Here is a 22,065-nt window from a genome sequence, read left to right on the forward strand (position 1 = left end):
GTGATCAAAACAAAAATCCTTAGGTTAGAAGTCAAATTGCTTTGGCAAGCTCGCAAGCTTAAGAAAATTCATTTCGGAGACCCCGATAAAAACCTCTTTGATGTAGGGAGAATTTTTTTGGTTCAGATGCAGAAAGATGACATCATCGAGCGTGCAGGATCAATGGCATTTAGCTTCACTATCGCCCTATTCCCTTTAATTCTTTTCCTACTAAACTTGATTCCTTACCTGCAGGACATTTTTCCGTATATCACTACGCAGAATATCCTGACCTTTATCCAAGAAATCTTACCTGCAGAAGTATATACCCAATCGGAAAATACCATCATGGATATTGTATCCAAGCCCAGGCAGAGCATGCTATCCTTGGGTTTTTTCTTTGCCTTATTTGCTTCTACGCAGGGAGTAATGTCCATGATGAACTCCTTTAATTCAGTTTATCAAACCAAGGATAACCGAGGGTTTCTCCAAAGTCGCGGGATTGCTGTGAGTATAGTGATGGTATTGGCATTCACAGTGATCACTGCTAGCATAGTGATGATTGTGGGAGGCGTATTGATCAGAAGGTTGGATGAGCTTCAGGTATTCAATTCAGGGTTTATGATTTTCTTATTTTCAAGTCTAAAATTCCTGATTTTACTTTTGATGTTCTATATCACTACTGCTTTCATCTTCCGGTTTGCCCCAGCAGTGCATGACAAATGGAATTTCTTTTCCACGGGAGCCAAATTAGCAGGCCTACTAATCACCCTGGGTTTTTACGGCTTCTCCTTTTACTTAAATAATTTCGCAAGCTACAATAAGCTATACGGCTCTATCGGGACTTTGATAGCTCTCATGCTTTGGCTGCTGATCACTTCTATTATCGTGATTGTTTGCTTTGAAGTCAATGTGAGTTTGGATTTGGTAGAGGAAAATAAAAAGCGAAAGAGAAGTACAGATTCGGAAAATTCAACTTTGGAGATAAACAATATAATCACGGAATAAAGATAGTCTTCCAATTTTAGTACTTCTCGCCTCCGGCCCCCCTCACGTACTTTGAACCCTATGCCTCACTTTATTTTATCATCTCTTTTGCAAGAAAACAATTGTAGAATAGTCCAATATTTTATTTAGAGACGGTTTCAAATGCTGTGTTTCAAAAAATAATCCTAAAACAATCAGCGGGTTAGAATAAAAAGACAATATGAGCTTTGCAAAAGTTAGCTTTTAATTTACCTTTGCAGACCAAATCAGGGAAATATCTCTGAAGACGACCTAGAGGAATGGCAGAGCGGTCGAATGCGGCGGTCTTGAAAACCGTTGTACCGAGAGGTACCGGGGGTTCGAATCCCTCTTCCTCTGCACTAAAAAACCTAACTATCTGAAATATTGATAGTTAGGTTTTTGTTTTTAGATCAGTAGCGATTTTGTGTATTTCTTAGATCAATCCTAAAAGTTAAGGTTATTGGCTAAATCTATTTTTTTTGGATCCAACCAACCATGCCTATCAAGAAAAAGACTTTTAGCATGAAATTTTAACAAGAGATACGTTTTAAATCAACACTCTCTGGCATAAAATTCTCCTTCCACTTTGTAGTAAAACTCCTTTAGCTGACATGCTATTTTCTTGTCGGAATTATACCTAATCTTGCGGAAAATTAGGCGGAAAACCCTCCGATATCTTTAAGAAAAAGCAATGCAGTTGCACCAAATTATACCTTTGGTTGCCTTTATTTTGGCAACCTATTCTGTAATCGGAAACGATGTCATTCAGACATTAGGGACATTTCTTACATCCAACCATAAAAAGAAGTGGTGGATCCTGTGGCTATATGCTGCAGGTATTTTGACTTTAGTGATTGTATATGGTTGGATCATGCACCAAGGGGATGTCTCTTATGGAAGGTTGGATATGATCCCACTGCCAGAAAAGATGGCTTTCTGGTATATAATTCCTCCTTTGGTTCTGATTATTCTTACTAGGTTTGGACTTCCTGTAAGTACCACATTCATGATCTTAAGTGTCTTTTCATCTCAGGCAGTGATTGAAAAAATGATCCTAAAGTCGATTTTGGGATATGCAGTGGCTTTTGTTTTTGCTTTTGGGGTTTACCTTTTGATTGCTAAAAAGTTTGAATCAAAAGAAAGTATTTCGAGGGCAGAAAAGGAAAAATCCAAAAAGGGCTGGCTAGTAGCACAGTGGCTATCTACTGGTCTATTATGGTCCCAATGGCTAGTTCAGGATTTTGCCAATTTGTATGTTTATCTACCGAGACAGTTGACTTTGGCAGAATTGCTCATTTCCTTGTTCATCATTTTGGTGTTAATGGCACTTCTTTTTAAATCACGAGGCGGCAAAATCCAGGAAATTGTCCACTCTAAGGCCAACACCCAGCATATTCGTTCGGCCACTTTTATAGACCTTACTTACGCCATCGTTTTATTTCTCTTTACAGAGCTGAGCAATGTCCCTATGAGTACTACATGGGTATTTATTGGGATTTTGGCAGGACGTGAGATCGCAATCAGTTACCGACTCAATACGAACGAAATCGGTAATTCCAGAAAGCAAATTTTCAGGGATCTGTATAAAGTCAATATAGGATTGATTGTGAGTATCCTGTTGGCCTATGCAGTAGGAATGTTAAACCTTATGGAAGTATAACAGGCATACTCTAGATCTCAGTACAGGAGGGAAGTTCCTGATATTCATTAGGAACTTCCTCGCTGAGTCATGAATGACACATTTTCACTTAAATCAAAGCAGGTACGTGGAGAGTAATATTACGGGGCATTAATCATTTTCGACCACCTCAGCCGGGATTAACAAGGAGGCCAATATCCCTCCTGTCAGTGCAAGTGATATCACCACCAAAGAGAGCCATTCGGGAGTTTCTATATGATGGGAAAATATCATTTTTAAGCCGACAAATGCCAAAATACCGACCAGACTATAATTGATAAATCGGAACTTATTGAGCATGCGGGAGATCAGGAAGTACATAGATCTTAATCCCATGATAGCCAGAATATTCGAACTGAAAACAATAAATGGGTCGGCCGTAATGGCAAGTATGGCTGGAATACTATCCAGGGCAAAAAGGATATCCGTAAGCTCTATGATAATCAATGCCATGAAAAGCGGGGTGGCTACACGGATTCCCCTTTTTACAATAAAGAAGTGTTCCCCGTCAATATGCTTGGTAAATGGAAGTACTCTTCTCAACTTTTTAAAAATAAAGGAGTTTTTGGGGTTAAACTCAGAAGCATCCGATTTCAGCATTTTATAAGCTGTGTAAAGTAGAAAGGCACCAAATAGATAGACAATCCAGTCAAATTGGTTGATCAGTGCCACACCGAAAACTATCATAATGGCTCTAAATAGGATTGCACCTAAGATTCCCCAGAACAGCACCCTGTGTTGATAAATATCTGGAATCGCGAAAGACCTGAAAATAACTGCAATCACAAAGACATTGTCTATGCTCAGGGAAAATTCAATTAGATAGCCAGTAACATATTTAAGTACAGCATCTTTAGGCTCTAATCCTGTTGGATTTGAAACCATACCTTCCGAGAAAATCCACCAGATGACCCATGAAAACATTAATGCAATGAAAACCCAGATACCGGTCCAAATAGCGGCCTCTTTAGTCTGTATGACATGGGCTTTTTTGTTGAACACGCCTAGATCCAGCGAAAGAAAAAGCAAAATGCAGGCGATGAAAATTATCCAAATACTCATACTAAGGTTGATGATTTAATTGTTCAAATGATAAGATTAACATGGGGTCGGGGTACATACTAATCTCTAGACTTTAAGTGATGCAATGATAAATTAGTGATCAGTGTGCAGAGCTACCCGTTTTTATATGACCAAAATTGGCCAAGGGGCTTTTGTTCCTTTCCCATTAGAGCCAGTTAGTGGTCATCAAACAGAGTTTGTGAATACTTATGGTCAAGGTTTTTGGTATCCCCGGCATTGTGCATCATTGTCAAGAAGCCTGAGATTTTTTGATTTTATAAAACTGTCTTACTAATGGAATGGCGGTGACAACCACTATTAAGGCAATAATCCATTCGAGATAATGAATTAGGTCTGGAAAGATCAGTTTCAGGAAGTATCCTGCCAGTACCAAACTGGATGTCCAGATTAAAGATCCTAGGAGGTTATAAATCATGAAAATCTTAAAATCTGATTTTATAAGCCCAAGGCAGAGAGGGAGGAAAGTTCGGATTACCGGGATAAACCTTCCGATAATGATAGCCCCTTGATGCCTCTTTTCAAAATAAGATGCGGCCATATTGAGATATCTTGCTTTGAAGAAAAATGAGTCGGGACGGGAAAGTAGCCAATTGCCGAGCTTTAATCCAACAACATAGGATAGTAAATACCCTAAGAATGCTGCCAGTACAATGCAGGTTATCAATAATAGAATGCTGACATCCAAAATGGGTAACCCACAAAGCATACCAGCTAAAAACAAAAGAGAATCTCCAGGCAAGAAGAACCCAAAGAATAGGCCATTTTCTGTAAAGATAATAGCAAGTAGAAGGATGAGACCGCCTTTATTGATAATCAATTCAGGGCTCACAAGCCCTAAAATGGAATGAATAAATTCATACATAAGTTGGTTGAATTAACTGTGGACAGATGTGAATGGATGCACTATAGTTGCTCATCTCAATTGCTCATTACCTCCTGCATTTCCATATCCAATGCAGGTTCCTGAGAACTCAAATCCATTTTCTCATTTGAGGGAAGCCCAAATTCACCTTCCCATTTTGCTATCACGCAGGTGGCCAGACAGTTACCAATTACATTGACTGATGTTCTAGCCATATCCATCAATTCATCGATTGCCAGGATCAAAAAGATCGGGGCCATAGGCAGATTGAAACTAGCCGCGGTTCCCATCAAAATTATTAAGGAAGCTCTTGGAATTCCTGCTACTCCTTTGCTGGTAAGCATTAAAGTAAGGACCATCAATAGCTGTTCTTCAATCCCCATTTTTATTCCTGCCACCTGGGCAACGAAGATCGCTGCCAATGACAGGTAAAGAGTAGTGCCGTCCAAGTTGAAGCTATAACCTGTTGGCATTACAAAAGCAACAATTTTACGGGGTACACCAAACTTTTCCATCGCTTCCATTGCCTTGGGAAGTGCCGCCTCCGAACTGGTGGTAGCAAAGGCAATAGACACGGGCTCCGAGATTGCCTTTAAAAATTTGATTACAGGAATCTTCAGCAGAAGCGCGACTGGAAGCAAAACCAGTAGTAAGAATGCCAGCAATGCAAGATAGAGTGTGGCCAACAAATGAAGCAGATTGACCAAAATCCCCAATCCCATCTCTCCTACCGTGTATGCTATCGCCGCACCCACACCAAAGGGAGCGAAATACATGATCACCCGCGTGAAATTGAACATTACTTCCGAAAGGCTTTCGGTGAAAGAAAGCATCGTCTGCTTATTTTTGCCATCTTTCACCATGGCTAGTCCTATCCCAAATAGAATACTAAAAAAGACTATCTGTAGAATTTCTCCTTCAAAGATAGATTTTGCAATATTTTCCGGGAAAATATGGAGAATCACCTCCTGCCAAGTTCTAGCAGTACCTTGTATAGGAACTTCACCAGCAGGTAGCTCAATTCCGACTCCAGCTTGGGATATATTGATTGCCAATAATCCGATCAACAAGGCAAACGTGGTTACTATTTCAAAATATAGCAGTGACTTCCAACCCATTCTACCGACTTGCTTCAAGTTGGAATGCCCGGCAATACCCACAACAAGCGTAGCAAAAAGAAGAGGGGCAATCACTGTTTTGATCATTTTAAGAAAAACCTGACTGATCACTTTCAGATTCATGGCAAGCTCAGGAAGGTCCAAACCAATGACAATGCCAATAACCATACTGCCGAATATCCAAGTAGTTAGTGAGGCTCTCTTCAGGCAGTATCCTAAGATTGCAATTAGGCCTAACCATCTGCTTGTGATTAGCATGGATTCGGAGGCCAATCCAGGCCAAATCATATGAATGACGATAAATATTGATGACTGCGTAGCCAAGGCAGCAAGGATTAACGTGATATAGGTGTTTTTCTTAAGTGTCATAATATGTTGTGAAGCCTAATTAGCTTGTATAAATAAGAGTGATGATTAGGGAATTAGGGGAATTCAAATCCAAGTGACAGACTCTTTTTGCTTTGTATAGCCTGATTAAATAACTGTAAATGAATATTATACAGACAGCATTTCCAGGAACACAGTATTGAATTCAACTGAGAATGAAGAATCTCTTGATCACCTTTTCATAGAATCTATCTTGGAAGAATTCCTTGAATCAAAACAACGGGGTACATGATGTATTTCCCGCATTTTTCAGTAAAAGGATAATAACCTAGTATTCTATTTTAGCATGAATTGAGCGGAACGCAGCTTGATAAAGCAGGTAAATCCATTCATGGAAAAGAATAAGGTAGATTTACAGGGTTTAGCCAAGTTCTTTTAAAAGCCTGTAGCTAGGCTTTCAACTAAGTAAAATAATGATGGGGAAAAACGATTAAAAAAGCAGGTAAGTTTGTGTCTAGGGTAAATGCCACTTTTTTATAATTCAGCTCAATTGCTTGACAGACTGCCGATAAACCGGAAAAATCACCAAGTAAAGTTTGATATTTGAAAAAATAATGGACGGAGCGAACTACCGGTCTTTCTGGAGCTATCCTATTTGTAAGTGCATCACCAATCTCCAGGATTGAACTTTGCTGAATAGCTAATTCAGGAAACGCTATTTCGCTGTTTGATTGAATTGAGTAATCAACAATCAATGAGGTATTAACCGCCCAAAAGGTTACCGATGCAACTAGATTAAGAAATAAGATTAGAATTCCTGAAACCTTCATATGAGCTAACTGGGATCAAAGCTAGTTGAAAAAAAATCTGATTATATATAGGTGAAAAAAATATTTATTCACATAGTTTGCAATTAGAAAAGCCTCCACGTTCTCGTCCAACTCCCTTCTAGATTTTCCCAGCTTCCCTCTGTGCTATAGGGGATGAAACTTGCAAAAAGCTCCTCTGCGTACCATCCCAACCTATGCAACCATTTAAATTTCGATCTCGGTAGGATAATCACATTTTTTTGTGAAATACAGATTCATAAGTGGGCATCTATAAATAATCAACAGAATGTCAGTGTATAATAGACTTTAATAGAACAAATCAAGGCACTTATAATCAATATTTTACCTACCAAAAATATCTCGATAAAATCTAATCTGATCGACCAGAGCTCCTTTTGTACTCGCTAAAAAAAGCAGCCCGATCAGCCATAAAAGAATTCATTTTGCTTAATATTGAGATTAAATTACTCTTTAAATAACACCATGGGAAAAATCATTGCCATAGCCAACCAGAAAGGCGGAGTAGGCAAAACTACCACAGCGATGAACTTGGCGGCTAGTTTGGCTGTCCTGGAATTTAAAACCCTGGTGATTGACGCTGACCCACAGGCTAATACTACCTCTGGTTTAGGTCATGATCCCAAATCCATCAACACCAGCATTTATGAGTGCATGGTAGATGGAATTGACGTTAAAGAAATCATACATAAGACGGAAATTGAAAATTTAGAATTGGTACCATCTCACATTGACTTAGTGGGTGCAGAGGTGGAGATGATTAACCTGGATAATCGAGAGGAAAAGATGAAGGAGGTCATTCACGATCTTAAGGATTTGTATGATTTCATCATCATCGACTGTTCTCCGTCATTAGGATTAATCACAATCAATGCGCTTACGGCTGCCAATTCAGTGATTATCCCAGTTCAATGTGAATACTTCGCTTTAGAAGGTTTGGGGAAATTATTAAATACCATAAAAATCATTCAAACAAGACTGAATCAAGATCTTGAGATCGAAGGGATTTTGCTCACCATGTATGATATGAGACTTCGACTATCTAACCAAGTCGTCGAAGAAGTTAGATTGCATTTTAAAAACATGGTTTTTGAAACAATCATCCCTCGTAATGTAAGGCTTAGCGAAGCACCGAGCTTTGGTTTGCCAGCTATTTCATTTGATGCAGATGGTAAAGGTGCCGTTGCGTACTTGAATCTGGCGGGTGAAATAGTACAGAAAAATGATGTACAAAAAGTGACCAAATAACTATGTCAGATAATAAGCCTAACCGAAAAAAAAGTGTCTTGGGAAGAGGTCTTGGAGCCTTGCTTGAAGATAGTCCTGCCAAACACAAATCTGAGGAGATTTTACCTGAGGTAGTTAAAACTGGCATTTTTGGAATACCCCTTGATCAAATTCAAGTCAATCCTTTTCAACCACGTGTTCATTTTGATAAAGATGCACTGGCAGAACTTGCCGAATCAATAAAGGTTCAAGGTATTATTCAGCCAATCACAGTAAGAAGGTTGGATGCAGATGAGTATCAACTGATTTCAGGAGAGCGTAGATTTCAAGCTTCAAAAATCGCTGGATTAACTCAAATCCCAGCTTACGTCCGTACTGCCAATGATCAGCAAATGCTGGAAATGGCGCTTATTGAAAACATACAGCGTGAAAACCTAAACGCGTTGGAAATTGCCCAATCCTACCAGCGACTTCTGGCAGAATGTGATTTAAAACAGGAAGAATTGGGAGATAGAGTTGGTAAAAACAGGACAACTGTAAATAACTACCTCCGCCTTCTAAAACTTCCTCCCACCATTCAGGCAGCGATCCGCGATCAGCAATTATCTATGGGACATGCTCGTGCTTTAATCAATATTGAAGATGTAGATAAGCAACTAGCTATTTTCAAAAAAGCAGTTGAAGAAGAACTAAGTGTGAGAAAAGTTGAAGCTCTTGTAAAAGCTTTGAGTGAAGGAAAACCAGAAAAGCCTGCCAATAAGGAGCTAGATCCGGTCCGTAAATATGAGATCAATAAACTTCAGCAGCGACTGGCCTCTCATTTTGGGACTAAGGTAGCATTGAAGTCAAACCCAAAAAATAAGGGTGAAATAAAAATCCCATTTAACTCAGCCTCTGATCTCAACCGAATTCTGGAAATCCTAGAAATCATCTAACATTGAAGCTCACCTATTCTCATAGATTTGTTCAAATAAAGACCCCACTTATTTTAGTGGGATTTTTGCTTTTCTGTTTATGCCTGAGTTCAGTTTCCTTAGGACAGGAAATAGAGAAAGTAGAAACCGAAAGACCTAAAGATCCAAAACCCGAAACTGATTATTCTTTACTTCCAAAAAACCCAAAAAAAGCGACTATACTTTCAGCTATTTTGCCAGGTGCTGGACAGGTTTATAACGGAAAATCGTGGAAAGTCCCTCTTATTTATGGCGGACTCATCACAGATATTTACTTCATTAATTTCAACAATAGAAGGTATCAGATCTTTAAGCAAGCTCTTTCTGATTTTGACGATGATCTTCCTACAGATTTCCCAAGTTTAAATCGGGATGGCTTGGTTCGAAATGTTAATTATTGGCGAAAAAACCGTGATCTTTGCTACCTATTATTAGTAGGTATCTATGCACTGAACTTGATTGACGCAAATGTAGATGCGCACCTATCAGGTTTTGATGTATCGGACGATATCGCATTAAAATTTGAGCCTCACTACGAAAGGTTTTCTTCAAACAACACATCGGTGGGGCTTTCAGTAAAACTCAACTTTTAACTATGAATATTTTACTTCTAGGGTACGGGAAAATGGGCCAGCTGATAGGTCAGCTAGCCGAATCACGTGGCCATAGCATAGCGGGGAAAATCAATATTGACAACCTTGAAGAATTAAATACACTAGACCCTTCTACTATAGATGTAGCGATCGAGTTTAGTCAGCCAGAAGCAGCCGTAGAAAATATTAAATGGGCAATCGAGCGAGGTATCCCTATTGTCTCGGGCACTACTGGATGGCTAGATCAAAAACCTGAAATAGAGCAATTAACATTGTCTAAAAATGGAGCCTTTTTCTACGCCTCTAATTACAGCATTGGAGTGAATATCTTTTTCAAAGTCAATGAATTCCTAGCCAAGCTCATGAACGAAACTACTGGCTACAAAAGCTCCATAGAAGAGATACACCATACTGCCAAAAAAGATGCTCCATCTGGGACTGCTATCACTTTAGCCGAAGGCATCATCAAAAACACAGAAGGGCTAAACACTTGGAACCTGTCCGAAGGATCGAACGAAATCGAACATTCGCTACCTATCACATCCAAGCGCATAGATCCTGCTCCCGGAACACATATTATCCGCTACTCGTCAGAAATCGACGATATCGAAATCACACATACAGCTCATAGCCGTCAAGGATTCGCCCTTGGCGCAATTTTAGTATCTGAGTGGATTCAAGGAAAGAAAGGTGTGCTTTCCATGGATGATTTTCTATCTTTCTGAACCTAAAAACTAATCATGAGTAAGTCAACTAAGAAAAAATCAGCAGCCAGAGAATGGGGTGATGCTTTGATTTTTGCCGTAGTAGCAGCCAGTTTAATCCGATGGCTATTACTAGAACCCTTTACAATTCCCACAGCTTCGATGGAAAAATCATTGTTGGTTGGGGATTTTCTATTTGTAAGTAAGATGCATTATGGAACTAGATTCCCAATGACTCCACTTCAGGTACCACTAACGCATCAAAAAATATGGGGAACAGAAATCCCTTCTTATTCCGATGCTATCCAGCTTCCTTATTATAGACTTCCTGGTTTCTCCGATGTGGAAAGAAATGATGTGGTAGTTTTTAACTATCCTACTGAATTTCAATACCCTACGGATCTAAAAACCAATTACATCAAAAGAGCAGTCGGGATTTCAGGTGATGTGGTTCAGGTAAAGAGCGGCGATCTATTTGTCAATGACCAAGCAGCTGAGAAACCTTCGGAAATGCAGTATTCCTATGATGTGATCACGAATAGACCACTGACAGAGGATTTCTTCAAAGATTATGAGATCAACCCTGATAGCTATATACCATTTAGTGATGGGTCAGGCTATTTGGTGTTCGGTACAGAACAAATGATTCGCAGATTAGAATCTTCTCCTGTGGTTAGCTCTGCGACTAAGCGTATTGAGAAAGCAAAAGGAGATTCACTTATTTTCCCTGATGGTCTTGCACTAGGTTGGAACCGGGACAACTTCGGTCCACTACAAGTTCCTGCCAAAGACTGGACTATACAGATGACTGCGGATAATGTCATGCGCTATGCATCCACCATAGTAAACTATGAAGGACTAGAAAATGTAGAAGCCAAAGACGGTCAACTTTTCATCGATGGTCAGAAAGTAGACAGCTATAGCTTCAAGCAGAATTATTACTTCATGATGGGCGACAACCGCCACGATTCACTGGATTCACGGTATTGGGGTTTTGTCCCTGAGGACCATATCGTAGGTAAGGCATGGTTCCTATGGCTTTCTCTGGACAAGCATGAATCAATGTTCAGCAAGATTCGCTGGAGCAGAATATTTAACGGAATAAACTAATGATAAAGCCCTGGAAAATTTCAGGGCTTTATCATTTACCATTCTATTGGCTTTTTCCCATTTGCAATCAGGTATTCATTGGTTTTTGAAAAGTGCTTACATCCAAAAAAACCTCTGTAAGAAGATAGTGGACTTGGATGTGGAGCTTTCAGTACTAGATGTTTTTTTGAATCTATTAGTACTGATTTTTTTTGAGCATAAGCTCCCCAGAGTAAAAAAACGACGTTTTCACGGTCGTTACTTATCGTCCGAATTACCTCATCCGTAAATTCCTCCCATCCTTTTTTCTGGTGAGAACCTGCTTCATGAGCTCTTACCGTCAAGGTCGCATTTAATAGGAAAACGCCTTGATCTGCCCAGCGTGTAAGATCACCGTTTGAAGGTAAAGGTTTGCCTAAGTTAGTTTCTATCTCCTTAAATATATTCAACAGGCTAGGAGGAAATGGCACGCCGGCTTTTACAGAAAACGATAAACCATGTGCTTGCCCAGGACCATGGTAAGGATCTTGCCCAAGCACAACTACTTTAACAGCAGTCAAAGGGCAGTGATCAAATGCATTGAAAATTTCTTTACCCGGGGGAAAAACCTTTCTGCTCGAATACTCGTCTTTGACAAAAGTAATTAAGTCTGTAAAAAATTTTTGTTCAAATGTTTTACGCAAAGCCTTGTACCAACTTGGTTCTATTTTGACCATCATCTGTATTTATTGATATTATTACTATAAATCATATCTTTACAAACTTTTAAATTATTCTTTACATGGTAATAGCAGTTACATCTGGAATCCAGGTGAGTGTTGAAGTCACTTACCAGTCAGAATTCTCAAGTCCACATCAGCACCATTTCGTATTTACTTACAAAGTAACTATTGAAAACAAAAGCAGCCAAACTGTTCAGTTATTACGCAGAAGATGGGAAATTTTTGATGCTGCAGAAACAAAAAAAATTATTGAAGGTGAAGGTGTAGTTGGCCAGCAACCAATTTTGGAACCAGGAGAATCTCACAGCTATGTTTCAGGTTGCAATTTGAAGTCAGGTTTGGGCAAGATGACTGGAGTTTACAGCATGGAAAAACTTTTTGATGGAACTAAGTTCGATGTGACTATTCCAGAATTTCAAATGATCGCCAGTTACTTCCAAAATTAATTTGCTGAATCAGGTTTACCCACTTCTCTCCTATCTTAATTATTGGCTAAAGAAGGAAGATAAATATTCTCTTCAGTCTCCTTTATTATTCAATACCTATCAAGGTCTGAATCATTTTATTCATTCCAGGAAAGAAGAAGACCTAGAAATTGAAGCTTTTAGAAAAAGTCTGCTAACTACAGATGATATAATTGAAGTATCAGATTATGGAGCAGGCTCAAAGCGTGTAAATACCACTTTGAGAAAAGTCGCAGATATCACAAAATTCAGCACAAGCAGTCGAAAATTCGCCCAACTCTACCAGTACTTCTGCACACTTACCCCTGCAGACAACGTCTTAGAACTAGGAACATGCATGGGAATTACAAGCAGATACCTATCGAAAGTCACTAAAGGAAATTTGTATTCCTTTGAGGGCTCAGAGGAGATAGCAAGAGTAGCAACTCCCAGTCAAGGATATGATAATTTGAGCCTCCAAATTGGTGTGCTTAAGGATACACTTCCCTACACTTTGAGTAATCTTGCTCAAGTCGATTTTGCACTGATAGATGCTACGCATACCTATGAAGGCACTCTACATTACTTTGAAAAGATTTTAGAAAAAACCCATCCAAAATCAATTATCGCCATAGGCGATATTCATTGGTCAACAGAAATGGAAAAGGCCTGGGAAGAAATTAAACGTAAACCTGAAGTTCGACTTACTTTGGACTTCTTTGAATGTGGAATTGTGTTCTTTGAATACCCAGGAGAAAAATCAGAATACATCCTGGATTTTTGAATTCCCCAAAATCATAAACACCTCCGAACTCGCTCTCTCTGGAATGGAATTGTAACAGGGAGAACAAATGATCACATCAAAATATTGTTCAAAAAGGCTTCGATATTCAGATGACTTTCCTCCAAACGGAGGCCCATCAAAGTCAAACTCCCGATTAAACCAAACTCCCACTAGCTTTCCGTTTGGTTTAAGTAGCTCCTTCATTTTTAAAGCATAATTGTTTCTCAGGGAAGGATCAAGTGCACAAAAGAACGTTTGCTCCAAAATCAAATCATAGGAACCTTGATGTTCGAAAAAATCTTGGTGATGAATTTGGGTAGCTGGAAACCCTGGATCAATGGCATTAAACCTGACCAAAGCTTCTTCGGAGAAATCTAAAATATGGAGATTTTTAAAGCCCAATTTTCTGGCATAAGCTACCTCATACCCCGAGCCAGCTCCCGGAACCAAAACTTGCAAGGTCTTATTTTCAATTTGGTCTAAATATTGTATTAAAGGAGGAGAGGCAAAACCAATATCCCAGCCAGTCTTGCCTGTAGTGTACCTTTCAGTCCAATAATCTTTGTCTAAAAAAGCCATTCTAAAGTCCTGTTCTAATGAATACTGAATTTGAAAAAAATACACCTGAAAAGAAAGATCAGGGTAAAAACATTATCATAATTGTATTGATACTCTTAGTAATAATAAGTGGCATCAAACTATATACGGATTACATCGATAGAACTAAAAAGACAGAAGAAATCCTGTTGCTTTCTACAGAAAATAATGACCTGAACAAGCGACTGGATTCTGTTACTTATCAGTTGGATCTTAGAATTCAAGAAATTGAAAAACTTGGAGGTGATGTAAAAGCACTTGAGGAGGTTCGTGATCAATTGATCGCGGAAAGAAATACGTCAAGACAAAGAAGCTCTTCAGAGATAACAGCTTTAAATGAAAAAATAAAAAGCTACAATTCTATGATCGTTGAGAAGGATCAGGAAATCTTAGAATTGCGTGCCTTGAATCAACAGCTGTTTACTGAAAATCAAGATTTAAAAACTACCCAAGCTGAAATAGAAGAAGAAGTCGCACAACTTAATCTTCAAAAAGAAGATCTACAGGCTAAAGTCAATGTAGCGTCTATGCTGAAAGCTGAAAACATTGAAATTGCAGCCGTAAATTCCCGAGGGAAAGAGAGAGTAGAAACTACCAAAGACTTCAGAAATCGTCAAATCGAACGGATCAAAGTAAGTTTCAATCTGGCGGACAATAAAGTAGCAGAAAAAGGCCCAAGAAACATTTATGTTCAGGTTTTAGCGCCAAACGAGCAGCCAATTTTTGATGTAGCCAAAGGCTCTGGTACATTCATGATGAATGGAGCAGAGAAGTTCTATACTGTAAAGCAAGATGTGATATTTGATAACACAGAGCAGGAATTGACATTTTTCTATGAGAAAGGTTCTGATTATGTTTCTGGAACTCATCAGGTCAAAATATTTGTAGATAATTACGAAGTCGGCTCAAAGACTTTCACTGTGAAGTAATCAAAGCCTCCTTCGGGAGGCTTTTTTTTGATCTTCTCCTACTTTTGTGTTAGCTATTCATTTGGAATACAGCAGGATTTCCTTACTTTTGCATCCTGTTTATTAAATTCCTTAAACACATTAAAAAAATGTTCCAAAGAAATTACGAGACGGTATTCATTTTAACTCCCGTTTTATCTGATGTTCAGATGAAGGATACTGTCGACAAGTTTGTGAACTTGTTAAAAGAACTGGGGGCAGACGTTATTAATGTGGAAAATTGGGGTCTTAAGAAAATGGCTTATACCATTGAGAAAAAGACTACTGGTTTCTACGTTATGGTTGAATTCAAGGCCGATCCTACGCTTATCCGCAAATTCGAAGTAGAATTTAGAAGAGATGAGAAAGTGATGAGATTCTTGACTACTGTTTTGGATAAGCATTCAATTGTTTATGCCGAAAGAAGAAGAAAAGGAGAGTTTAACAAAAAAGTTGAAGCTAAGGAGGAAGCCACCAAATGACATTAGTTAACGAGCCAATCAATAGAGGCGAAATCAGAAAAAAGTATTGCCGATTCAAAAAGCACGGCATCAAGTACATCGACTACAAGGACCCTAATTTCTTGTTGAAGTTTGTCAATGAGCAAGGTAAAATTCTTCCAAGAAGACTTACTGGTAACTCTGCGAAATTCCAGAGAAAAGTAGCTCAGGCTATTAAGAAAGCAAGACATTTGGCTTTGTTGCCATTCGTAACCGATGGGTTGAAATAATCGTCCAATCACAAAAGATCATTACAAATGGAAATCATACTAAAAACAGACATCAAAGGTCTTGGCTATAAGAATGACTTGGTAGCTGTAAAGCCAGGGTACGGAAGAAATTACTTGATCCCTCAAGGTTTCGCAGTACTTGCCACTGGATCTAACAAGAAAATTCTTGCTGAGAATATCAAGCAAGCTGCTCACAAAGCAGAAAAGATTAAAACTGAAGCTCAGAATATCGCTGAGAAACTTGAGGCTCTTACTTTAGAGATCAAAGCGAAAATCGGTGAATCAGGTAAAATCTTCGGTAAGGTAACAACGCTACAGATTGCTGATGCATTAGCAGCTCAAGGTATCGACATCGACAGAAAGAAAATCTCTATCAATACACCAGTTGATGGTGCTGGAGAATTCGAAGCGGAAGTTGATCTTCACAGAGAAGTGAAAACTAACGTTAAATTCAACGTTTCAGGAGAATAATTACTCCTAACATTTGATAAAAATAAAAACCCCGAAAATTCGGGGTTTTTTTATGCCTAATTCAATGCTTTTTCAAAGCTTTCGACAAGTTTCTTAGAAACCGCCTTACTATTCTTTTCTCTTGCTTCTTTGAATAACTCAAGAGCAGCCTGACCTTTTTCGATCAGTCCTACTGGGTTTTTATCATTCTGGAAACTTACCCAGCACCAAGACAGCTCAGCTGCCAAAGTTTCTGATTTCAACTTTGTTAACTTCTGTACCACTTCAGGTACTGTTTTTTCTAATTTCTCAACTTGCATAGTGAATAGAGGTTTAGTCATTATTTTCAATATTTCGACAAAAATGAATAAACATTTCTAAATAAGCAATATAACTTGCTCATTATTAACAATTTCACAATCTAATAGCGTATTCTTTCTAATTAAGGAAATAGCTACCCCCTGCTTTCAAATCAAAAAAAAGAGTCTCATGAAATTAAAACACCTTTATTTTCAGCAGATTAAAGAGGAATACACTGAATACCTGAAAAATGTTTTGAGGCTAGCTTGGAAAAAAAGAACCAAGACTTTACCTTTGTGACACTTTAAGAGAAACCCAAACGGAATCTCACCCAAAACTGGTCTATGGTGTAACTGGCAACACGTCTGATTTTGGTTCAGAAGAGTCCAGGTTCGAGCCCTGGTAGACCAACAGAAACTAAAAAACCGCTGGATTTCAGCGGTTTTTTTTATACCCATAATTTGTTCAAGGATTAAGTTCATACCCAACTAGCCTCCAAACTCTGAATTAGCTTTTCAATATCAGCCGGGGTATTAAATACATTCACCGACACTCTCAGATTCCCTCCACGATTGGAAACAGAGATTTTGTTTGCTTGCAGGTTGCTTTTCAAAAGCTCAGAGTCGAATTCCTCTGGAAGTTTTAACCCAAAAAGGTGATGAGAAGTATATTGCTCCTCCTCAAGAACCACATTTCTACTTTTGAGATAATTATAAAGCGGTGCAGTGAGCTCATGGCAGTACTTCTCTATTTCTGCCACTTTCCATTCGTTGATCTGCTTCAGCGAGGCATTTAGCATAGGCAAAAGAATGAAATTACTCATCTCTCCTACATTGTATCTACCTGAATCCTCTGTGTACTCATGATCGTATTTGGTGAGGTTACCAAAATCCTGCGAATTGGTACGATTCAGCCAAGATTCCTCTAATGGCTTTCCTCCATCAAATGCATGTCCGAAATAGGAAATCCCCATTCCATAAGGCCCAAAAAGCCATTTGTAACTTGCACAGATCAATGCATCGATCTTAAATCGCTTGACATCCATTTCAGCCGCTCCAGTCGATTGAGTGCCATCCACAATGAAAATCGCTCCTACGGTTTTACATTTCTGGCCAATACTCTCGAGATCAAACTTCAACCCATTCATCCAATGGACTGATGACATGAGCACCACCGCAGTCTCAGAAGTGATGCTAGCCAGTAAGTTCTTATTCCAACTTTCACCTGGAGTTGGAGCATCTGCATCTGGCCCGACTACTTTAAGTAACGCCTGATTTCTGTCGCACCAGGTTTTAAGGGAAAAATACCCGCTTGGAAACTCATCTTCAAGTACGATCGCATGCTGACCATGTTCACAGGAAATATTCCCAAGTGCGGTAGCAAACCCGTAGGAAGTAGAAGGAATCAATGCTACTTGAAAAGGATCGCAATTGACTAGCTCCGCAAAGCTTGACTTAACTTCCCTTGCCCCGGAGAAAAAATCCTGCGGGCTAATGTTTGTCGGGTTTCGTTCCCGAATAAGCGCTTGAATAGCAGCTTGCTCAGCAGACTTCATGAGCGGACCTTTATACCCGCAATTGAGGTAATGAATATCAGGATCAAGACTAAATAGGTGTTTCTGAGAATCCATAGGTTTATAAGTTCCAAGTTGTAACAATACAGCTTCACTTCACTCTAACACACGTAATCTATAAGCGTTCATTGCATATCGGCCTAGGTGCTCTGTCAGACGATAATTTGCGATAGCTCCCACTCCTGCTCCCACGACAGGAATCAACTGAGCCAGTTTCGCAAGATCAATGTAATCTCTATAATCCAATTGGAAAGTCTTCCAGTCGAACTCTTTGAAGTCCTTTGGAAGCGTCTCTCGATACTCTTCCCAGTTCTCTATCAAGCCAATCAAATCATTTCTTCTTTGCTGACTGGAAAAGCTTAACTGAAAAACATAGAGTAAGAATAAGCGCTCATGGAAATCTTTGGTATCAAACCCATAAAGTGCTGCGATATCAAAAAGCATTTTCATTTTGATGGTCAGAAAAGCGGGGAAATCAGCGAACCCCATCAGAATCCCACCAGCTCCAGTAACTGCTCCTTCCACAGAAGCTGTGTTTCTATACCACTTGATTCTACTTCTAACTTTGAATTCGCGCTGCTTGAAAGACAAGGTTTCTTTAGGTTTAGGGACGATCCAGCTCGAGCCGGTAATCACTGCTTTCACCATATTCTCAATAGCCATGGTGATCGCTTTATGCACCTTATCGGGAATCCAGCTATTGATTTTATTCTGCACTCCATGCGTTAACCTTCCTCCCAAACCTGGTTTTTTCTTGAGTTGATGCTGCCAAAGCGAGAGTTCGGCATGGGTGTAATGTAAGTAGGAGTCCATTATTAAACAGTTTTAAGCTAGAGTTTCTAAACTAGCATTTTTTAACCTAACGGAAATCAAGTTTGAAAGATGAATACCAATACACATTTTGAAATTTAAAAAGTTGAGAACACAAAAAAACCGCCTCTTTCAAGGCGGTTTTCAATAATCAGAATTTAAATGTTATTTATACAACCCATTAAACAGCATCTTAAATGTACCATGTGATTGAGCTCTGAATGTGATTTCTGGACCAAAAGCATAGAACTTACCTTTTCCTATTTGAGCTTCGAATGCAGTAACTCCATTTTTCAGGTAAGACTGTCCCCAAGCCCAACCACTTCTTAGCGGCTCATCTTCCCCAAACCACGCAATCGCCTTCACTCCCACAGTTCCTGCATTTGGAGCAAGGTTGAACACTGGACTTCTATTGAACATGATATAAGCAGTTTCGCCCATGCCATAGTTGATAGGCACAGAATTATCTACATGCATTTCCAGAACTGAGCCTGGAACGTAGTACTTTTCTCCACTGAGCGATCTAGCCTCTCCATCGGCTCCGATTTCCACTAATGCATCTTCCACAGGCAGACCAAGATGAAAAGCCAAATCAGTTGCGGATCCGACAGAAATAACCTCTCCACCTTCCTCGATGAATTTCTTAATCTGAGGCACTGATTCCTCCACTGTAAAACTTCCAAGCATATGATGGTACTTCTCATCGATTTCTTCAGGCTTAGGCTGCGATCTGCCATATCCTCGGGAGCCAACTGAAGGAATCCCTGAGCTGATAAATAGCATCACATCATACTTGTCTTTCAAATCGCCGGCATTGATTTCCGCTGGAAAAACCAGTTGATATTCGAAATGGAATTGCTCCATCATCCATCGTACCCAACCGGAAGGCATAGACCCCCCATAATAATCATACAAGGCAATTCGTGCAGGCTGAATCTGCGTAGCGCCTTTTGGCATGGAAGCAGGCACAGGATAGACTCCATATTCTTTGGCAGCAACCTCCAATTCCTTTTTGCCTCCACTGACATAGAATGAGCCGGTAGGCAAGCCATCTACAGGAGCGGCAGTTCTATATACTTTTACTTTTGCCTTAAGCAAATCATTCACCGCCATGTAACTGTTATTGTTTCTGGCGTCTAGCAAATAGCCAGATCCACTCACAAGTGCTTTTGCTGGAGGTGATTGTATTTCCCCGTATGGAATTCTTTCAAAAGGCCCATCAAAACCTTCGTATAACTTATCTACTTCCACTCCCATTTGCAAAGCCAGGGTCCAGCCAGCTGCATCATACGGGCGGATTGGAGGTCCACCAGGATAAAGGAAATCATTTGGGTGATCTTGTGGCTCGAACATATCAATCACGTGTGGTCGAAATGCCTGAGCTGTTTTAACGATAAAGGAATTTGCCGGATATCTTTTCCCATTCACTGTAAAGTCCGCTGTCGCTTTTTCTACCAAAATACCTGACTTGATCAACGCATTCATGAACTTCACCGCAGTAGGGAAATCGGGTTGATCTGCGGAAAGAATATAGCCGCGGGGATCTCTATTTGCGGGATCAGTATAAACGGAGTCATAAAACTGCGAAGGGAATCTTGATCTATTACTATTTCCATCTCCATTGCTTTTCTGTGCCTTATTGAATGCATCCTCCACAGCTTGAGCATATTTTGGGTACATAGTCCAGTTATCTTGACTGCCTTTTTCAATAGATTTCCTACCCATCAAATAGATATTGAAAAGCAATTCGTCTCCGTGGCGGACGGCGTGATTAAAAATTGCGTAATTCAATGAAACCGAGTAATCAATCGACTGTCTAAAATGCCACTCCTGCGGAGTTACTGGGTATGGTGTCCCGTTATTTGGAATCAGACGCTCTGGAACCAAAGGTATCTCCATAGGTGTGGGGTTTCCGATGATTTCAGTCAGGATTCCGATGATGTTATGATAATAGGGGGTAGTTCTTAATCCACCATTCCACCACGTAGAAAATACGGAGCCATCTAGTCTGGTGTAGCCAGGACGATCTTCCTGATGCATTCTATTGATCATCGCGGCACCAACAGCATCCAGACTGGTGATAATCAACGGATCAAACACATGATTGAATGGATCTCGGTAAGGAGGGCCAGCCACGACTGTACCTGCTGGACCAGTCTGATGGTGATTATAAATTACCTGAGGAATCCACTCTACGTATTGCTGAAGTGACATATTAGCCGCTTCGCTCATGTTGTTCATGTAGAAATCACGGTTATTATCATGCCCCACATATTTCTGATAGAGAATTGGAATATTTTGATCGCGCTCTTTTGGATCATCTTTTCTCATGTACCAATCAGACATGATTTCCATTCCGTCAGGATTAGCATGTACAAGTAGAATAATGACATCATCTAAGATTTTCAATGTCTCTGCGTCATCCCTAGAAGCTAATTGATAGAGTGTTTCGATCAACTGATGTGGGCCAACCACCTCATTAGCGTGCAGTCCTCCATCAATCCAAATAACCGGTTTCCCTTCTACAGAAAGCTTATGAGCCTCTTCCTTGGTAATTTCTGCATGCGCAAGAGTCTGTGATATTTCTCTGTATTGTTCAAGCTTCGCAAAATTGGCCGGTGCAGTCACGATCATCATAGGCTGAGATCTACCGTATTCTGTCTTACCGATTTCTACCATTTGAACACGATCACTGGCATCAGCTACTTTCTGAAAATAAGCCTCTGTCTGGGAGAAATCAGCAAGTTTATAATCATCTCCAATGTCAAAACCAAAGTGGGATTTAGGAGTTGGAACATTCTGTGCAAATACTCCTAAAGTCAAGGAAATAAGCAGAATAACTAGAGTAGTTTTTAATCTCATAAGCATATGGGTTGATAAATTACTGGATTAGCTTTCTAAAATAATACGAAAAAAAAGGCCATCATTGAATGTAGGCCTCTTTTATCAGAATTTTACAGGACTGGAAAATTGCCTCAATAAGTAGGACTAGAATCAGATGTGATGTAACATCAAGAAATAGTGAGGAATATTAATTCCACTATGTTTAGAGAGCAAGTTCACGCTGGCTAAAATTTGTTGTGCTTACTACTCCTTTTTCCACCATAACTAAATTCTAGGCTTATCCTTAATAGTTTCAGAAATCAACATAATATTCTGAATCAACAACAAGTATCATAGCCTTCCATTCAAAAATTATTACTTTTGATCTTAATTCCATTCCACATCTTTCCCGAAAAA

Annotated in this window: 22 protein-coding genes and 2 tRNA genes; 15 read left to right on the forward strand and 9 right to left on the reverse strand. The window is 39.5% G+C overall.

Annotated elements, in window-relative coordinates; all coding sequences use genetic code 11:
* The first annotated feature begins 3 nt into the window (after window positions 1-3).
* From ACPUEN_RS11035 to ACPUEN_RS11045, 3 genes are all read left to right on the forward strand, one after another.
* Window positions 4-987 carry a YihY/virulence factor BrkB family protein gene (locus ACPUEN_RS11035; RefSeq protein ID WP_425640187.1) on the forward strand — a complete coding sequence of 328 codons (984 nt, stop codon included), beginning with the start codon at window positions 4-6 and terminating at the stop codon, window positions 985-987.
* Window positions 988-1,259: 272 nt separating this feature from the next.
* Window positions 1,260-1,344: transfer RNA gene (locus ACPUEN_RS11040), tRNA-Ser, on the forward strand.
* Between the two features lie 334 nt (window positions 1,345-1,678).
* On the forward strand, window positions 1,679-2,647 hold the full coding sequence (locus tag ACPUEN_RS11045) for a hypothetical protein (RefSeq protein ID WP_425635938.1): 969 nt from the start codon (window positions 1,679-1,681) through the stop codon (window positions 2,645-2,647).
* A 129-nt stretch (window positions 2,648-2,776) separates the two neighbouring features.
* Here ACPUEN_RS11045 and ACPUEN_RS11050 read toward each other — a convergent pair whose 3' ends face one another.
* From ACPUEN_RS11050 to ACPUEN_RS11060, 3 genes are all read right to left on the reverse strand, one after another.
* Window positions 2,777-3,727, reverse strand: coding sequence for a TerC family protein (locus ACPUEN_RS11050; protein ID WP_425635939.1), 951 nt, complete (start codon window positions 3,725-3,727; stop codon window positions 2,777-2,779).
* A gap of 250 nt (window positions 3,728-3,977) precedes the next feature.
* Window positions 3,978-4,610 (reverse strand): DedA family protein, encoded by a 633-nt coding sequence (locus ACPUEN_RS11055; protein WP_425635940.1) that lies wholly within the window; start codon window positions 4,608-4,610, stop codon window positions 3,978-3,980.
* Window positions 4,611-4,666: 56 nt separating this feature from the next.
* The gene (locus ACPUEN_RS11060; RefSeq protein WP_425635941.1) at window positions 4,667-6,097 is read right to left on the reverse strand and encodes a dicarboxylate/amino acid:cation symporter; all 1,431 of its coding nucleotides are present in this window, start codon (window positions 6,095-6,097) and stop codon (window positions 4,667-4,669) included.
* Between the two features lie 1,271 nt (window positions 6,098-7,368).
* On the opposite strand from ACPUEN_RS11060, the gene ACPUEN_RS11065 reads away from it, so the two are divergent.
* Genes ACPUEN_RS11065 through lepB form a run of 5 tightly spaced genes read left to right on the forward strand, consistent with a single transcriptional unit; the run spans window position 7,369 to window position 11,490 of the window.
* A complete protein-coding gene (locus tag ACPUEN_RS11065; RefSeq protein WP_111610724.1) occupies window positions 7,369-8,151 on the forward strand; it encodes a ParA family protein in 783 nt (260 codons plus the stop codon).
* A 2-nt stretch (window positions 8,152-8,153) separates the two neighbouring features.
* A complete protein-coding gene (locus tag ACPUEN_RS11070) occupies window positions 8,154-9,065 on the forward strand; it encodes a ParB/RepB/Spo0J family partition protein (protein WP_425635943.1) in 912 nt (303 codons plus the stop codon).
* Window positions 9,066-9,067: 2 nt separating this feature from the next.
* Complete coding sequence (locus ACPUEN_RS11075; protein ID WP_425635944.1) at window positions 9,068-9,676, forward strand: DUF5683 domain-containing protein; 609 nt, start codon at window positions 9,068-9,070, stop codon at window positions 9,674-9,676.
* Window positions 9,677-9,678: 2 nt separating this feature from the next.
* Window positions 9,679-10,401, forward strand: a complete 723-nt coding sequence (gene dapB / locus ACPUEN_RS11080; RefSeq protein WP_425635945.1) for a 4-hydroxy-tetrahydrodipicolinate reductase — start codon at window positions 9,679-9,681, stop codon at window positions 10,399-10,401.
* 15 nt (window positions 10,402-10,416) lie between these two features.
* Window positions 10,417-11,490: a signal peptidase I gene (gene lepB / locus ACPUEN_RS11085; protein WP_425635946.1), complete on the forward strand. Its 1,074-nt coding sequence runs from the start codon at window positions 10,417-10,419 to the stop codon at window positions 11,488-11,490.
* Between the two features lie 35 nt (window positions 11,491-11,525).
* Here the strand turns inward: lepB and ung are convergent, their stop codons facing one another.
* The gene (gene ung, locus ACPUEN_RS11090) at window positions 11,526-12,188 is read right to left on the reverse strand and encodes a uracil-DNA glycosylase (protein ID WP_425635947.1); all 663 of its coding nucleotides are present in this window, start codon (window positions 12,186-12,188) and stop codon (window positions 11,526-11,528) included.
* A gap of 62 nt (window positions 12,189-12,250) precedes the next feature.
* On the opposite strand from ung, the gene apaG reads away from it, so the two are divergent.
* Complete coding sequence (apaG, locus tag ACPUEN_RS11095; protein ID WP_111610718.1) at window positions 12,251-12,637, forward strand: Co2+/Mg2+ efflux protein ApaG; 387 nt, start codon at window positions 12,251-12,253, stop codon at window positions 12,635-12,637.
* 1 nt (window position 12,638) lies between these two features.
* The gene (locus ACPUEN_RS11100) at window positions 12,639-13,418 is read left to right on the forward strand and encodes a class I SAM-dependent methyltransferase (RefSeq protein WP_425635948.1); all 780 of its coding nucleotides are present in this window, start codon (window positions 12,639-12,641) and stop codon (window positions 13,416-13,418) included.
* Here ACPUEN_RS11100 and ACPUEN_RS11105 read toward each other — a convergent pair.
* Window positions 13,395-13,997, reverse strand: coding sequence for a methyltransferase domain-containing protein (locus ACPUEN_RS11105; protein WP_425635949.1), 603 nt, complete (start codon window positions 13,995-13,997; stop codon window positions 13,395-13,397). The genes ACPUEN_RS11100 and ACPUEN_RS11105 overlap by 24 nt on opposite strands.
* Before the next feature lie 17 nt (window positions 13,998-14,014).
* Between ACPUEN_RS11105 and ACPUEN_RS11110 the strand changes: the two genes are divergently transcribed.
* The 4 genes from ACPUEN_RS11110 (at window position 14,015) to rplI (ending at window position 16,163) form a co-directional block, all read left to right on the forward strand.
* Window positions 14,015-14,944, forward strand: a complete 930-nt coding sequence (locus ACPUEN_RS11110; RefSeq protein WP_425635950.1) for a hypothetical protein — start codon at window positions 14,015-14,017, stop codon at window positions 14,942-14,944.
* A 128-nt stretch (window positions 14,945-15,072) separates the two neighbouring features.
* Window positions 15,073-15,444: a 30S ribosomal protein S6 gene (gene rpsF, locus ACPUEN_RS11115; RefSeq protein WP_091695017.1), complete on the forward strand. Its 372-nt coding sequence runs from the start codon at window positions 15,073-15,075 to the stop codon at window positions 15,442-15,444.
* Complete coding sequence (gene rpsR / locus ACPUEN_RS11120; RefSeq protein ID WP_057937597.1) at window positions 15,441-15,692, forward strand: 30S ribosomal protein S18; 252 nt, start codon at window positions 15,441-15,443, stop codon at window positions 15,690-15,692. Before rpsF ends, rpsR begins: the two co-directional genes overlap by 4 nt.
* A 27-nt stretch (window positions 15,693-15,719) precedes the next feature.
* Window positions 15,720-16,163, forward strand: coding sequence for a 50S ribosomal protein L9 (gene rplI / locus ACPUEN_RS11125; protein WP_111610714.1), 444 nt, complete (start codon window positions 15,720-15,722; stop codon window positions 16,161-16,163).
* A 56-nt stretch (window positions 16,164-16,219) separates the two neighbouring features.
* Here the strand turns inward: rplI and ACPUEN_RS11130 are convergent, their stop codons facing one another.
* Complete coding sequence (locus ACPUEN_RS11130) at window positions 16,220-16,462, reverse strand: hypothetical protein (RefSeq protein ID WP_425635951.1); 243 nt, start codon at window positions 16,460-16,462, stop codon at window positions 16,220-16,222.
* Between the two features lie 318 nt (window positions 16,463-16,780).
* On the opposite strand from ACPUEN_RS11130, the gene ACPUEN_RS11135 reads away from it, so the two are divergent.
* Window positions 16,781-16,853, forward strand: a tRNA-Gln gene (locus ACPUEN_RS11135).
* 67 nt (window positions 16,854-16,920) lie between these two features.
* Here the strand turns inward: ACPUEN_RS11135 and ACPUEN_RS11140 are convergent.
* The 3 genes from ACPUEN_RS11140 to ACPUEN_RS11150 all read right to left on the reverse strand — a co-directional run bounded on the left by ACPUEN_RS11140 (window position 16,921) and on the right by ACPUEN_RS11150 (window position 21,687).
* On the reverse strand, window positions 16,921-18,072 hold the full coding sequence (locus ACPUEN_RS11140; RefSeq protein ID WP_425635952.1) for an aminotransferase class V-fold PLP-dependent enzyme: 1,152 nt from the start codon (window positions 18,070-18,072) through the stop codon (window positions 16,921-16,923).
* Window positions 18,073-18,111: 39 nt separating this feature from the next.
* Complete coding sequence (locus ACPUEN_RS11145) at window positions 18,112-18,828, reverse strand: EcsC family protein (RefSeq protein ID WP_425635953.1); 717 nt, start codon at window positions 18,826-18,828, stop codon at window positions 18,112-18,114.
* A gap of 162 nt (window positions 18,829-18,990) precedes the next feature.
* Window positions 18,991-21,687, reverse strand: a complete 2,697-nt coding sequence (locus tag ACPUEN_RS11150; RefSeq protein ID WP_425635954.1) for a M14 family metallopeptidase — start codon at window positions 21,685-21,687, stop codon at window positions 18,991-18,993.
* Window positions 21,688-22,065 lie beyond the last annotated feature (378 nt).

The organism is Algoriphagus yeomjeoni, assembly GCF_049821175.1.
In the GTDB taxonomy this organism is placed as follows: domain Bacteria; phylum Bacteroidota; class Bacteroidia; order Cytophagales; family Cyclobacteriaceae; genus Algoriphagus; species Algoriphagus yeomjeoni_A.